Genomic DNA, 14,828 nt, shown 5'->3' on the forward strand with positions numbered 1-14,828 from the left:
CTTTTAACGCTCCCGTGGTCGGATCAAATAAGCACAATGTCGTGAGCCGGAGATGGCATGCGCGGTACGTTCTATCCGGTAGCCTTTACCAAACAGGCGGTGGAACAGTTGCAGTTCGGAGTTGCACAGGTTGCTGCAAGTATGGGCCGCCACGCCGATTGGGCAGTGGTTTTCCACCAGCAACATCCCCTGCGGGCTTTCCAACAGTTCCGCCATGTAGCCGTCACGCTGGCGTAGGTTAACCAGGCGATTGAGCTTGCTGAGATGGTCTTCTTCCTCTGCCAGCTCATCGGCGTACCGGTGATAGAGTTTATCCTCGCGAGCACGGATCAGCTTTTCTATGCCTTCGGCACCGAACAGCTCATGTGCTGACTCCAGCAGGATCGCCGAAAGCCGATCGTGTCCGTCGGCAAACTGGGCATGGCCCTGTTGGGTCAAAGACCAGTAACGCGTCGGGCGGCCTACTTTGGCGCGCGTTTCCTCGTAGCAAACCAGCTCACGTTGTTCAAGGGATTGCAGATGCTGGCGGATCCCCATCGGCGTGATTTCCAGCCGCTCTGCCAGCATTTTGGCAGAATGAGGACCCAAGGTTTTTAACTGCAATAAAATCAGCTCTGGTGTTTTCATAAAACCCAAATCCCTGTGGCGGTATCTTATTTCAAGTTGATGGAAATAATTATCGATTAAGTGTTAAAGCTAATCTGATGCAAGTTTATCATTTTTAACTCTTTCCCGTTATGACAACAGATACGTACAGTTTGATTTACGAGACTGGTAGCGATAGATGCCAGTGTGACGGCGATCTATATTTGTCTGAAACTCGCTAAAAAAATTAGATTTGTTAGCTTATGCGACGCTGAGAAGCTGCTCTGTGGTTCCCCCTGGGTTATTGGGCGGGGTTGAGTGTCGCAACACTGAATAAGCTAATGAAGATAATGAGAAAAATTGAGAACTTCCACCTGCTGGTGATGCTGATCCTGCTGGTTGCCGTCGGTCAGATGGCGCAAACCATTTATGTGCCGATTATCGCCGATATTGCCCGCGATCTCTCGGTGCCCTCCGGCTCAGTGCAGCGCGTCATGGCGGCTTACCTGCTGACCTATGGTTTCTCACAGTTGATCTACGGACCGCTTTCCGATCGCATTGGCCGCCGCCCGGTGATCCTGGCTGGCATGATGATTTTCCTGCTCGGCGCCTTGGGCGCTTTGCTGGCCAACAGTCTATCGATGTTGGTGGCTGCCAGCGCGGTTCAAGGGATGGGCACCGGCGTGGCGGGCGTGATGGCCAGAACCATGCCGCGCGACTTGTATGCGGGCACTTCCCTACGCTACGCCAATAGCCTGCTGAATATGGGCATTCTGGTCAGCCCGCTGTTGGCTCCGGTAATTGGCGGGGGGTTGGCGATGATGTTTGGTTGGCGGGCTTGTTATGGCTTCCTGCTGGTGTTGTGCGCCAGTGTAGCGTTTGCCATGTTCCGTTGGTTGCCGGAAACCCGGCCGCAGCAGACGGAAAAACGCCGTATGTTCTCCAGCTTCCGCCAACTGTTGGCGGATGGCACTTTCAGCTGCTATCTGGTGATGTTGATCGGCGCTCTGGCCGGTATCGCCGTCTTTGAAGCCAGCTGTGGCGTGTTGATGGGGGGAGTGTTGGGCCTGAGCGGGTTGACCGTCAGTATCCTGTTTATCCTGCCGATCCCGGCTGCGTTCTTTGGAGCCTGGTATGCCGGGCGTGATGGCAAAACCTTCCACAGCCTGATGTGGCATTCGGTGATCAGTTGCCTGTTGGCCGGCCTGATGATGTGGATCCCTGGCTGGTTCGGGGTGATGAATATCTGGACGCTGATCGTGCCTGCGGCGTTGTTCTTCTTTGGTGCCGGGATGCTATTCCCCCTGGCGACCACCGGTGCGATGGAGCCATTCCCTTACCTGGCCGGGGCGGCGGGTGCCCTGGTGGGTGGTATGCAGAATATGGGGTCTGGCCTGGCGACCTGGCTGTCAGCCATGCTGCCGCAAACCGGGCAGTTCAGCCTTGGCTTGCTGATGTTTGCCATGGCGTTGCTGATTTTGCTGTGCTGGTGGCCGCTATCGAGCCGTATGCAGCATCAGGGACATACCGCCTGATAGAGACGGGGCGCGCTCTGCGCCCCCTAGGCGTTAAAGCAGGAATTCGTGCAGCGCTGCGTCTTTGCGATCCAGATAGTGGGTCGAACGGATGCGGCGGATAGTGCGCGATTTGCCCCGGATTAACAGGGTTTCGGTGGTGGCCATATTACCTTTGCGGCTGATGCCCTCCAGCAGATCGCCCTTGGTGATGCCCGTCGCGGCAAAGATCACGTTATCGTTGCGCGCCATTTCATCCAGCACCAACACCTTACCGGCTTCGATGCCCATTTCTTTACAGCGGGCCAGCTCCTGCTCGCCGATACGGCGATTATCTTCGTTATCCCCTTTGACCTGATGACGAGCCAGCAGGCGGGCTTGCATATCGCCATCCAGCGCACGGATCACCGCCGCGGAGATCACGCCTTCCGGTGCGCCACCGATGCCGTACATCACATCCACTTCGCTTTCCGGCATACAGGTCAGGATCGACGCGGCGACATCACCGTCGGGAATAGCGAAAACCTTCACCCCGAGCTGCTGCATTTCTGCGATCACTGCATCGTGGCGTGGTTTAGCCAGAGTGATCACAGTCAGCTCAGTCAGTGGCTTACCTAGGCGGGCCGCGATGTTGTTCAGGTTGGTGGCTAGCGGCAAGTTGAGGTCGATCACTCCACGCGCCTGCGGGCCGACGACCAGTTTTTCCATGTACATATCAGGAGCGTGCAGGAAGGTGCCGCGATCGCCTACCGCCAGGACTGCCAGCGCATTGGATTGCCCCATTGCGGTCATGCGCGTGCCTTCGATGGGATCGACGGCGATATCCACCGCATCGCCAATCCCGGTGCCGACGTTTTCACCGATATACAGCATCGGAGCTTCATCAATCTCACCTTCACCGATCACGATCCGGCCATCGATATCCACCCTGTTGAGCATAATGCGCATGGCATTGACGGCGGCACCGTCGGCGGCGTTTTTGTCGCCGCGTCCCAACCATTTATAACCCGCAAGTGCGGCGGCTTCGGTAACGCGGGAAAATTCGATGGCTAATTCACGTTTCATGGCAAACCTGTCAGTGAGTAAAGGGAAGAGAATATCGGCAAAGTTTATCACAGGGGGGAGGCGGCAGGGCGAGGCAAAAAAACGCTGCCCGTAGGCAGCGCTGTTGCAGAGTAAAACGAATCAGTCGTGATCTTCCCAGGCTTGCGCACGAGCCACGGCCTTTTTCCAGCCGCTATAGCGGAAGTTACGCTCGGTAGTTTCGATACCTGGGCGGAATTCACGCTCGATGGTGGCTTTGCTCTTCACCTCATCCAGATCGTTCCAGTAGCCAATCGCCAACCCGGCCAGGAAGGCTGCGCCCAACGCTGTCACTTCACGCACTTCAGGACGCTCGACACGGGTGCCGAGGATATCGGACTGGAACTGCATCAGGAAGTTGTTGGCTACCGCACCACCATCCACACGCAGTGCTTGCAGACGGGTATTGGCATCGGCTTGCATGGCATCCAGCACGTCGCGAGTCTGGTAGGCGATAGACTCCAGCGTGGCGCGGATGATGTGGTTGCTGTTGACGCCACGGGTCAGGCCGAAGATGGCGCCACGGGCATACGGGTCCCAGTAGGGGGCACCCAGGCCGGTAAAGGCGGGAACCACGTAGACGCCATTGCTGTCTTTGACCTTGGTCGCGAAGTATTCGGAGTCGGCGGCATCGCTGATCAGTTTCAGCTCGTCGCGCAGCCACTGGATAGAGGCGCCGCCAATAAATACCGCACCTTCCAGCGCATAGTTCACTTCACCGCGTGGGCCGCAGGCGATGGTAGTCAGCAGGCCGTGGTTGGAACGCACGGCCTCTTTGCCGGTATTCATCAACAGGAAGCAGCCGGTGCCGTAGGTGTTTTTCGCCATACCCGGCTGGACGCAGAGTTGGCCATACAGCGCCGCCTGCTGGTCACCGGCGATCCCGGCGATAGGAATACGCGTCCCGCCTTTACCCCCGATGTTGGTCTGGCCATACACTTCGGAAGAAGGACGGACGTTTGGCAGCATGGCGCGCGGGATATCCAGCGCTTCCAGCATACGATCGTCCCAGTCCAGCTCATGGATGTTGAACATCATGGTACGCGAGGCGTTGGTGTAGTCGGTCACGTGAACCCGCCCTTGGGTCATCTTCCACACCAGCCAGGTGTCGACGGTACCAAACAGCAGTTCACCGCGCTTGGCACGTTCGCGCGCGCCTTCGACGTGGTCGAGGATCCATTTGACCTTGGTACCGGAGAAGTAAGGGTCGACCACCAGGCCGGTATTGTGGCGGATATACTCTTCCAAGCCATCACGCTTGAGTTTTTCACAGATGTCGGCGGTGCGGCGGCACTGCCAGACGATCGCGTTATAAATCGGTTTACCGGTCTCTTTTTCCCAGACGATGGTGGTTTCACGCTGGTTGGTGATGCCGATGCCAGCGATCTGGTCAGAACTTATATCGGCCTTGGCCAGCACTTCGACCAAGGTGGAACTTTGTGAGGACCAGATTTCCATCGGGTCGTGTTCTACCCAGCCGGCCTTCGGATAGATCTGCGTAAATTCACGCTGTGAAACCGCAACAATATTGGCATCGTGATCGAGCACTACGGCACGTGAACTGGTGGTTCCCTGGTCGAGGGCGACAATGTATTTTTTTTCGGTTGTCATAATTTTGAGTCCTACTGTGGTTAACCGTTTAAAGCCGTGCCAATCACGCTTTACGTTGTTCTGATTGAGGGGCAGGTTGCTCTTCTTCGAGGCAAACGTCACAAGGCAGATGGCGACCGATCAGCGCGCGGTAACCAAAGGCACCCAAACCGGCACCGACGATAGGGCCGAAGACTGGCACCAGGAAGTAAGGGATGTCGCGAGCGCCGGTGAAGGCTACCTTGCCCCAGCCTGCCAGATAGGCGAACAGTTTCGGGCCGAAGTCACGTGCCGGGTTCAGTGCAAAGCCGGTTAATGGTCCCATAGAGGCACCGATGACGGCAATCAGAATACCGATCAACAGCGGTGCCAGCGGGCCGCGTGGAATGCCGTTGCCGTCATCGGTCAGAGCCAGGATCAGGCACATCAGGATGGCGGTGATCACGGTTTCTACCAGGAAGGCCTGGCCAACGGAGATATGTGCGTTGGGATACGTCGAGAAAATACCGGCCAATTCGAGGCTTTCATTGCTGCCACGCACCATCTGGTGGGCGGCTTCAAAATCGAAGAACAGACTGTAATACAGCCCGTAGACCAGTGCTGCCGCGCAAAAGGCCCCCGCAATCTGCGCAACGATGTAAGGAAGTACTTTGCGTCCATCAAAGCAGGCGAACAGCCACAGCGCGAGCGTGACGGCCGGGTTCAGGTGAGCACCGGAAATGGCGGCGGTCAGATAGATGGCCATCGCCACCCCCAGGCCCCAAATGATGCTGATTTCCCACTGGCCGAAGCTGGCACCTGCCAGTTTCAGCGCTGCAACACAGCCTACGCCAAAGAAAATCAACAGACCGGTGCCGAGGAATTCAGCGATGCACTGGCCTTTTAAGGTCGGACTGATGGTTTGGCTCATAATATTATTGTCCTGCAGACGACGGTTATAGGTTATCTAGGCTTGGCGCGTTGGCGTTTTGGCCCTGAGCTACAGAGTTTTTCTTCACGTCCTCTTATCGGCTGAGGACGTGATGTAAATTTATCGTTAACGAGCATAAACGAGAAATAGCGAAATCAAAATGTGTGTGCCTCGTCATAAAATTGAGCGAATTCGCGTTGTTCGGTGTTCTTTCTGCACCATAAAACGGTGATCTGACCAGTTATTTTGTCTCTATTTGTTAACAACCCTGCCGTTGGGCAGCGGCGACTTTCAGCTTTGACCGATAGCCACGGTAGGAAAATTGCAACAGAGTGCGCGTTGGGTCGGTATGTTGCTAGACACTGGGGGGCTGGCTACTTACAATCGTTTTTATTGCGGGAAAGGTTTTATCGAGACAGGCGCTGGGCCTGTTGGTTACGCGAGCATATTCGCAGTCGCTGCAGCTAAGGTTGCGGCGCTACTTATGGATGTACGCCTTGCTATCATGAGGGGACTGAAGAATGTCATTTGAAGTATTTGAAAAACTGGAAGCAAAAGTTCAGCAGGCGATCGATACCATCACGCTGTTGCAGATGGAAATTGAAGAGCTGAAAGAGAAAAACAATTCCCTGTCTCAGGAAGTTCAGAGCGCTGCGGGTAACCACGAGTCACTGGTCCGTGAAAACCAGCAGCTGAAAGAAGAGCAGCACGTGTGGCAAGATCGCCTGCGCGCATTGCTGGGTAAAATGGAAGAAGTCTGATCCATTCGCACCAACGAAAAGGGCGCCTCAGGCGCCCTTTGTCATTTTCTGCGGTTACTCGATATCGAGCGGATCTTCAGAAAGGATGATGCCGGTGTTGTCGGCATACAGATGATCGCCAGAGAAGAAGGTAACACCGCCAAAATTCACGCGGATATCACTTTCGCCTATCGCTTCGCTGGTGGCTCCTACCGGGATCGCGGCCATCGCCTGAATGCCGATGTCCAGTTCTTCCAGATCGTCCACCTGGCGCACCGCACCGTAAACCACGATGCCTTCCCATTCGTTCTGAGTCGCCAGACGGGCCAGCTCCGCGTCAATCAGGGCACGGCGTACTGAGCCGCCGCCGTCGATCACTAATACGCGGCCACGGCCGTTTTCTTCGAGCAGTTCAAACAGCAGGCCGTTATCCTCGAAGCATTTCACCGTAGTGATTTGCCCGCCAAATGAAGTACGCCCGCCAAAGTTGGAGAACAGAGGCTCAACTACGTTGACCTCTTCCTGATAGATATCGCAAAGTTCGGAAGTATCGTATTTCATAGGATTTTACGTCTGTTTGCCGCTGGAATAACCAGTATATCCCTTTATTCGCCCCGTTGGCAAAATCATCAGTGCCAGGATGCGTTCTGGTACGCAAGTCTCAACTAACTGAGCACCACGCCAATTGCAAATAGCACGTTGGCGAGCAAAGCGGCCTTGACCATATGTTCCAGCATCGGGCGCATACCGACGGCCGTAGGGTCACGTAAGACACGCATGCCGTGGCGGTACAGCAGCGGGATGGCCAACACAAACAGCCAGCCCCATAGGCTATGCAGGTTAAGCAGGGTAAACAGGGCAAAACAGACCACGGCGGCGATCAGCAGCGTTGCGTGGTAATAGCGCGCATTCTGTGGCCCAAGGCGGACGGCCAGGGTATTTTTGCCGTTAGCGCGGTCACTTTCGATATCGCGCAGATTATTGATGTTCAACACCGCCGCCGCGAGCAGGCCACAGGCGGTGGCTGGCAACATCACGACGCTATCGAAAGTGTGAGTCTGTAGATAGTAAGTGCCTGCCACGCTGAGCCAGCCGAAAAACACCAATACCGAAATATCGCCCAGCCCGAGATAACCGTAAGGTTTGGTGCCCACGGTGTAGGTAATGGCCGCGACAATCGCTAGCCCGCCCAGCACCAGGAAGCCCACCACATCGCTGGGTTTTTCACAGGCGACGGCGATTAGCCAGCAACCGGAAATGGCGATCAGCACCACCGTCAGCATCAAGGCCCGTTTCATCTGGCTTTGGGTGATCATGCCCTTTTGCATGCCGCGCAACGGACCGATACGGTCTTCTTTATCGCTGCCTTTTACCGCATCACCGTAATCGTTGGCCAGGTTGGATAGGATCTGCAGCAGACCTGCGGTCAGCAGAGCCAACAGCGCCACGCCGGGCTTCAGGCTGCCCTGCCAGGCGGCGATCGCGGAACCGACAACGATGGAGGCAAAGGCCAATGGCAGGGTTCGTGGTCGTAAACTTTCCAGCCAGGCTCTGGCCGGGGTGGTGGTGGTTGATGAGCTCATATTTCGCTTCAGTAAGTCAAAAGACGGTGTCCGTTAAAAATAAATGTGGGAGGCAATGCCTCCCACAAAGATAACTGACAGGACAGTGATAGAGCGATTATAGGATAAAACGACTCAGATCTTCATCCGCTACCAGTTCATCCAGATGATTGCGCACGTATTCCGCGTCAATTGTAATGGATTGGCCGCCAATTTCACTCGCATCGTACGAAATATCTTCCATCAGACGCTCCAGCACGGTGTGCAGACGACGTGCGCCGATGTTTTCGGTGCTTTCGTTAACCTGCCAGGCGGCTTCAGCGATGCGGCGGATACCGTCAGCGGTGAAATCGATGGTGACGCCTTCGGTGGCCATCAACGCTTTGTACTGCTCGGTAAGCGACGCACTTGGCTCGGTCAGGATACGTTCAAAATCTTCCGTGGTCAGCGCTTGCAGCTCAACGCGGATTGGCAGACGGCCTTGCAGTTCCGGGATTAGGTCGGAAGGGCTGGCAGTCTGGAACGCACCGGAGGCGATAAACAGAATGTGATCGGTCTTCACCATGCCGTGCTTGGTGGATACCGTACAGCCTTCCACCAGCGGCAGCAAATCGCGTTGGACGCCCTCGCGGGACACGTCCGGGCCGGAGCTCTGGCCGCTGCGCTTACAGATTTTGTCGATCTCATCGATAAACACGATACCGTGCTGCTCAACGGCTTCCACCGCCTGCTCTTTCAGCTCTTCCGGGTTGACCAGCTTGGCCGCTTCTTCTTCGATCAGCAGCTTGAAGGCTTCCTTGATCTTCACTTTACGCGGTTTCTGCTTCTGCCCACCGAGGTTTTGGAACATCGATTGCAGCTGGTTGGTCATCTCTTCCATGCCCGGAGGCGCCATGATTTCCACGCCCATCGGGGCAGAAGCCAGATCGATTTCGATTTCTTTATCGTCCAACTGGCCTTCACGCAGTTTCTTACGGAATGCCTGGCGAGCGGCAGAAGGTTCATTCTGCTCTTCTGCCTGGCCCCAGTTGTTCTTGGCCGGTGGGATCAGCACGTCAAGAATGCGTTCTTCTGCCATCTCTTCCGCACGGGTGCGGTTTTTCTCGATCGATTGCAGACGCACCATTTTCACGGCGGCATCGGTCAGATCGCGGATGATAGAGTCCACTTCCTTACCCACATAGCCCACTTCGGTGAACTTGGTGGCTTCTACCTTGATGAAGGGAGCGTTGGCCAGTTTTGCCAGACGACGGGCGATCTCGGTTTTACCGACGCCGGTTGGGCCGATCATCAGAATATTTTTTGGGGTCACTTCGTGACGCAGCATCTCGTTGAGCTGCATCCGGCGCCAGCGGTTACGCAGGGCAATGGCGACAGCACGTTTGGCTTTGTTTTGGCCGATGATGTAGCTGTCCAGTTCGCTGACGATCTCGCGCGGGGTCATTTCAGACATGGTATTCGATCCTTACGCTTTGGAAGGCAATTCTTCGATGGTGTGACAATGGTTGGTGTAAATACAGATGTCGCCGGCGATGGTCAGGGATTTCTCCACGATTTCGCGGGCGCTCATTTCGGTATTTTCCAACAGCGCACGTGCGGCCGACTGGGCATAAGGGCCACCGGAGCCGATCGCAATCAAATCATTTTCTGGCTGAATTACGTCACCGTTACCGGTGATGATCAGCGAGGACGTCTCATCGGCTACCGCCAGCAGGGCTTCCAGCTTGCGTAGCATGCGGTCGGTACGCCAGTCTTTTGCCAGCTCAACGGCCGCTTTCACCAGATGGCCCTGGTGCATCTCCAGCTTGCGCTCGAACAGTTCGAACAGGGTAAAAGCGTCAGCCGTACCCCCGGCGAAACCGGCAATCACTTTATCGTTATACAGGCGACGGACTTTTTTGACGTTGCCCTTCATTACCGTGTTGCCCAGTGTGGCCTGGCCATCGCCACCGATCACTACCTGGCCGTTGCGGCGTACGCTTACAATTGTTGTCACGAGCAGACCCTCGTTGCGGACGGAAAGAAGTCCCCGCAGCCTCTGCGTTGGCAGAGACTACGAGGCATATTGAGACTATAGATGGGGGGAGATTGACGCTTTTCAACCCCCGACGGAGAGGGGAATGCAACTTGACATGCCCATGCCCTTCAGGCGGGACAGGGTTTTGTCTGCGGCGGCGCGGCTGCTGTATGGGCCAAGCATCACGCGATTCCAGCCACCACCTGCGGTGACTCGGCTTTCAACCCCTTCAAACGCCAACTGTGCCCGAACCGACTCGGCCTGATCGGCTGCGCGGAACGAACCACATTGCACCATCCACTTCTGCTTCGACTCAGGCTTGGTTTCCGGCTTGGCCGCTTCCGTTTTTACTTCTTGTTTCACTTCTGGCTGACGAGTCTGCACTGGCGGAGTCACGGCCTGGGGTTTGGGTTGCTGTACCTGCGGCTTCGGCTGCTGCACTTGTTGTTGGTGCTGCTGTACCGGTTGTTGCTGCACGGGTGCTGCGCCGTTGTTGAACGGGTTGCGAGGCTGAGTGACCTGCTGTTGCTGCGCTGGTGGTGCTATCTGCTGTACCGGCGGTTGTACCTGCTGTTGCCGCCCACCGTTACGCAACTGTGAAGGATCGTTGTAAGGCACTTCAGACAGCTGCGTTGGGCGCTGCTGCATATCGGCCTGCATCTGCTCCAGCAATTGGCGTTGTTCGTCGGTCAACTGAGTTTTGGAATTGACCTCTCCCCCGGCCGTTGGCTCGGTAGGTGTCTTGACGCCGATCTGGCGGTTCTCCAGCTCTTTGATGTAACGCCAACGCTCTTCCGGCTTCGGTGGCAGACCATTGCCCGGGCGTGTGCCATGCGTAGGCAACATCGGCGTTTCATCCGGTTTATTGTGGGTAATGAAATAAAGACCACCGATAAAGACAACCAGAATGGCGACGGCAAGCGCCACCACGGTTTTGGATACCTTTGGAGAACTGCGTTTTTTACGGCTGGGGGTCTTGCGCCGCGCTGCTCCTGAGCGCCCGCGGCCTACATAGTCTCTCTGTGCCACTATAATTCCGCTGTGTCGTGATGAGGTTAAAACCTATCCTCTGGCTATTTTATCGGCCATTTTGCATCAGCTTACTGCCCTGTAGGTGTAGGCAGGCTCCGGGGAGCGGTTCTGGCAAAATGACCACAACAATGATCATTACGCCGGTTTGGCCGGCGCTGGGTCAGCCATGTTACTTAACCCAAAAATATTTGACTAGCGTTTAGGGGCCGCGGTGCTGCCTCTGATGATCAATTCACTGTCCAGTAACCGGGAACCGCTGTTCACGGTTTGCCCATGTAACTGTTCCAGCAGCAGCAACATTGCCTGCTGGCCAATCTGGAAGCGGGGCTGCGCCACGGTGGTCAGCGGCGGATCGCAATACTGCGCCAGCTTGATATCGTCAAAGCCGACAATCGACAGATCCTGCGGTACCCGCAAGCCCAGCTTTTTCGCCTGGGACAATACGCCGATCGCCATGACGTCGCTGTGACAAAAGACCGCCGTTGGCGGTTTCGGCAGTGCCATCAGTGAGGCTAACGCCTGTGCACCAGCTTCGTAGGTGAAATCACCCCGGGTAATATAGCTGCTTTCGACGGTAATGCCATTACGGCGTAGCGCCTGAATGTAGCCTTGCAACCGATAATGGCTCAGCGGCATCTGTTCTGGCCCGGCGATACAGGCGATCTGTTTATGGCCAAGCTGATGCAGATAATGTACGGCTTCAAACGCGGCGGTCAGGTTGTCGATATGCACCGTTGGCAGTTCCAGCTCCGGTGCAAACTCGTTGGCCATCACCATCGGCGGCAGGTTGCGTTGCTCTTCCTTGCTGGCGTCGAAAGGCAGGTTGGAGCCAAGCAGCAGCATGCCATCGATTTGTTTGGTGATGATCAGGTTAACGAAGGTGCGTTCCTGCTGGTTCTGCTGCGCACAGTCGCCGATCAGCACCAGGTAACCCTGCTGCGCTGCCGTTTGCTCGATCCCCTGGATCACGTCGGCAAAAAACGGATCGCAGATGTCCGGGACGATCACCAGGATAGTGCGGGATTCATTGCGTTTGATATTGCGTGTCAGGGCATGAGGGGAGTAACCCACGGCCAGCACGGCCTGTTCCACTTTCTGGCGCGTTGGCGTTGACACCTTTTCCGGATTCATCAGCGCACGCGACACGGTTGCCGTGGAAACGCCGGCCATTTCGGCAACGTCTTTCATGGTCGCCATGGGTAATTCTTGCTTGTGTTCCAACGCCTTTCTCCTTGCGTCAGCACCCGGCTAACGCGGTTACTTCAGTTTGCTCACAAATTCTGGCATGCAGTGGTGGTGGTGTTATTTTTAGCGTCATCCACATTCAAGCATTCCATTGCCTGGCTGAAAAAATGCCTTCACCGCCATTCTAAACAGATTACGGGCCGCTTTTGTTACCTAATTTGCATGAAAAGTGTGACGCAGGAAGGTTTTTTCGTGTTCGCTCGCAAATTGTGGTGTAAACGTTTGCTTTTAACCGTGGAATTAAGATTTTTCTTAATCAGCTATCAATGGGATCAACGTCTAACGTCCATTTGACTTTACGCGCCTGCGGCAGGGTGCCAATCAATGGCAACGTGCTCTTTATCAGGTGCTGTAACAGTTTTCTGGATGGGTGCTGCAACAACAGTTGCCAGCGGAAGCGACCCCCGCGTTTGGGTTGCAGGGCAGGAACCGGGCCCATGACCCACAGAGAGTCATCTTTCAGCGGGCTGGCTTCCAACAGATTGCGTAGCTGCTGTAAGAACAGCGGTGCCTGCTGATTATCGTGATCTTCCGAACGCACGATGATGTGGCTGGTGTAGGGCGGCAGGAAGACGCTGTTACGCTCGGCCAGGGTTTGCTTGGCAAAGGCGTCGTAGCCCTGTTGCAGCAGGATTTGCAGTAGCGGGTGCTCTGGGTGATGGGTTTGCAGCAGCACCTCGCCCTGCTTGCCTGCCCGCCCGGCACGGCCTGAAACCTGAGTATAGAGCTGGGCAAAACGCTCGGCTGAACGGAAATCGGCGGAGAACAGTGCGCCGTCCACGTCGAGCAATGCCACCAGCGTGACATCCGGGAAGTGGTGGCCTTTAGCCAGCATTTGCGTGCCGATCAGGATACGCGGGCCGCCACGGTGAATATCGGCCAGATGCTGTTCCAGTGACCCCTTGCGGCTGGTGGTATCGCGATCGATACGGGTAATCGCGGTTTCCGGGAACAGGGGAGCCAGTTCATTCTCCAACTGCTCGGTACCGACGCCGACGGAAACCAGGTTGGTGGTACCGCACTGCGGGCACTGATGTGGCACTGGGCGTTGGCTGTCGCAGTGGTGGCAGCGTAGCTGGCGTTGATGCTGGTGGAACGTATAGTAATGGTCGCAGCGCTGGCATTCGGCGATCCAGCCACACTCATGGCACAGCAGCGCGGGGGCATAGCCACGACGGTTAAGGAACAGGATCACTTGGTTGCCGTTCTTCAGGTGGTGCTGCATGCTTTTCAGCAGGGGCTGAGAGAGCCCGACCTTCAGCGGCAAGCCTTTCAAATCGATCAGATGCTGATTGGCCGGTTTGGCGTTGCCTGCCCGCTGGGTCAGTTTGAGCTGACGGTATTTGCCTAACTGCACGTTGTGCAGCGTTTCCAGCGCTGGCGTCGCCGAGCCCATCACCAGCGGGATGTTTTCGGCGTGAGCGCGGAACACCGCCAGATCGCGAGCGTGATAGCGCCAGCCTTCCTGCTGTTTATAGGAGCTGTCGTGTTCTTCGTCGATGATGATCACCCCAAGGCGCGAGAAGGGGGTGAACAACGCCGAGCGGGTACCGATCACAATGGCGGCTTCACCGCTGCGCGCGCGCAGCCAAACGGCCAGCCGTTCGCTGTCGTTCAGGCCGGAGTGCAGGACTTCTACCGGCGCGTTGAAGCGTTCGCGAAAGCGAGCGATGGTCTGCGGGGTGAGGCCGATCTCCGGCACCAACACCAGTGCCTGCTTACCTTTCGCCAGGATATTTTCCAGTACGCTGAGATAAACTTCGGTTTTGCCGGATCCGGTAACCCCGGCCAGCAGCCAGGCGGCAAACTGGCCGTCTTCACTGCGGATCGCACCCACGGCGGTGGCCTGTTCGGTGTTGAGCCGCAGCCGTTCACCGAGTACGGCAAAGCCTGGCCGCCAGTCCTGAGTTGCCACCGTTTGCGAACGCAGGTCGATCAAGCCTTTGGCTCGTAGCGCCTGGAGTGCGCTTTCCGTCAGCTCCAGTTCGCTGACCTGATGCCGATACACCGGGCGTTGCAGCAGTGCCGCCAGTGCCTGTTGCTGCTTTGGCGCACGCTTCAGGCTTTCCGGCGGGGTTGCGCGCCCCTGTTCGGTAGCAAACCATTGCCACAGCGGGGCGGCCTCTGCGGGTTTACCCTGACGCAGCAGAATGGGGAGCGCATGGAACAACACTTCACCGATCGGGTAATGGTAGTAATCGCTGGCCCACAGCAGGATGCGCCACAGGCTGGTGGTGAACAGCGAGTCGTTATCCAGCAGGCTATCGATGGGCTTGAGCTTTTCCAGCGGCAGTTCACTGCTCTCGCTACTGCCAGTGATGATGCCTATCGCCCGTTGCTTTCCCCAAGGCACACTGACGCGCGCGCCGATGACCGGCTGCAGGCCGGCGGGCAGCAGATAATCGAAGGTGCGGGCAAGGGGAACCGGTAGAGCAACGTGTACAACAGGCATGTGGCTGTCCAGGTAGAAAAAAGTGTTGGCTAGTTTACACGGTAGGCTGGCAAATGTACGGATCCGATTGCGCGCTACATTTTATTCTGTATAATTTG

General features: G+C 56.3%; 13 protein-coding genes. 2 read left to right on the forward strand and 11 right to left on the reverse strand.

What is annotated here, in order from left to right; genetic code table 11:
- Window positions 1-3: 3 nt before the first annotated feature.
- On the reverse strand, window positions 4-627 hold the full coding sequence (locus JHD74_RS06600) for a metalloregulator ArsR/SmtB family transcription factor (RefSeq protein WP_021807227.1): 624 nt from the start codon (window positions 625-627) through the stop codon (window positions 4-6).
- A gap of 308 nt (window positions 628-935) precedes the next feature.
- Here JHD74_RS06600 and emrD point away from each other — a divergent pair, with 308 nt between their 5' ends.
- Window positions 936-2,120 carry a multidrug efflux MFS transporter EmrD gene (gene emrD / locus JHD74_RS06605; protein ID WP_024527903.1) on the forward strand — a complete coding sequence of 395 codons (1,185 nt, stop codon included), beginning with the start codon at window positions 936-938 and terminating at the stop codon, window positions 2,118-2,120.
- Between the two features lie 33 nt (window positions 2,121-2,153).
- Here the strand turns inward: emrD and glpX are convergent, their stop codons facing one another.
- From glpX to JHD74_RS06620, 3 genes are all read right to left on the reverse strand, one after another.
- Window positions 2,154-3,164 (reverse strand): class II fructose-bisphosphatase, encoded by a 1,011-nt coding sequence (glpX, locus tag JHD74_RS06610; protein WP_199062167.1) that lies wholly within the window; start codon window positions 3,162-3,164, stop codon window positions 2,154-2,156.
- Window positions 3,165-3,284: 120 nt separating this feature from the next.
- Entirely contained in the window at window positions 3,285-4,793 is a 1,509-nt protein-coding gene (glpK, locus tag JHD74_RS06615; protein ID WP_074029938.1) for a glycerol kinase GlpK, read from the reverse strand.
- A gap of 43 nt (window positions 4,794-4,836) precedes the next feature.
- Window positions 4,837-5,682, reverse strand: coding sequence for an MIP/aquaporin family protein (locus JHD74_RS06620; RefSeq protein WP_199062170.1), 846 nt, complete (start codon window positions 5,680-5,682; stop codon window positions 4,837-4,839).
- Window positions 5,683-6,203: 521 nt separating this feature from the next.
- Here JHD74_RS06620 and zapB point away from each other — a divergent pair.
- Complete coding sequence (gene zapB, locus JHD74_RS06625) at window positions 6,204-6,443, forward strand: septal ring assembly protein ZapB (protein WP_021181887.1); 240 nt, start codon at window positions 6,204-6,206, stop codon at window positions 6,441-6,443.
- Window positions 6,444-6,497: 54 nt separating this feature from the next.
- Here the strand turns inward: zapB and rraA are convergent, their stop codons facing one another.
- The 7 genes from rraA to priA form a co-directional block, all read right to left on the reverse strand.
- Complete coding sequence (gene rraA / locus JHD74_RS06630) at window positions 6,498-6,983, reverse strand: ribonuclease E activity regulator RraA (RefSeq protein WP_021181888.1); 486 nt, start codon at window positions 6,981-6,983, stop codon at window positions 6,498-6,500.
- Between the two features lie 104 nt (window positions 6,984-7,087).
- On the reverse strand, window positions 7,088-8,005 hold the full coding sequence (locus JHD74_RS06635; protein ID WP_024527907.1) for a 1,4-dihydroxy-2-naphthoate polyprenyltransferase: 918 nt from the start codon (window positions 8,003-8,005) through the stop codon (window positions 7,088-7,090).
- Window positions 8,006-8,102: 97 nt separating this feature from the next.
- Complete coding sequence (gene hslU / locus JHD74_RS06640; RefSeq protein ID WP_024482876.1) at window positions 8,103-9,437, reverse strand: HslU--HslV peptidase ATPase subunit; 1,335 nt, start codon at window positions 9,435-9,437, stop codon at window positions 8,103-8,105.
- Window positions 9,438-9,449: 12 nt separating this feature from the next.
- The gene (gene hslV, locus JHD74_RS06645; RefSeq protein ID WP_024527908.1) at window positions 9,450-9,980 is read right to left on the reverse strand and encodes an ATP-dependent protease subunit HslV; all 531 of its coding nucleotides are present in this window, start codon (window positions 9,978-9,980) and stop codon (window positions 9,450-9,452) included.
- Window positions 9,981-10,082: 102 nt separating this feature from the next.
- The gene (ftsN, locus tag JHD74_RS06650; protein ID WP_074029940.1) at window positions 10,083-11,030 is read right to left on the reverse strand and encodes a cell division protein FtsN; all 948 of its coding nucleotides are present in this window, start codon (window positions 11,028-11,030) and stop codon (window positions 10,083-10,085) included.
- Window positions 11,031-11,225: 195 nt separating this feature from the next.
- On the reverse strand, window positions 11,226-12,254 hold the full coding sequence (gene cytR, locus JHD74_RS06655) for a DNA-binding transcriptional regulator CytR (protein ID WP_024482873.1): 1,029 nt from the start codon (window positions 12,252-12,254) through the stop codon (window positions 11,226-11,228).
- Between the two features lie 280 nt (window positions 12,255-12,534).
- A complete protein-coding gene (priA, locus tag JHD74_RS06660; protein WP_024527910.1) occupies window positions 12,535-14,730 on the reverse strand; it encodes a primosomal protein N' in 2,196 nt (731 codons plus the stop codon).
- Window positions 14,731-14,828 lie beyond the last annotated feature (98 nt).

This window comes from Serratia sp. ASV30, assembly GCF_016428815.1.
In the GTDB taxonomy this organism is placed as follows: Bacteria; Pseudomonadota; Gammaproteobacteria; order Enterobacterales; family Enterobacteriaceae; genus Chania; species Chania fonticola_C.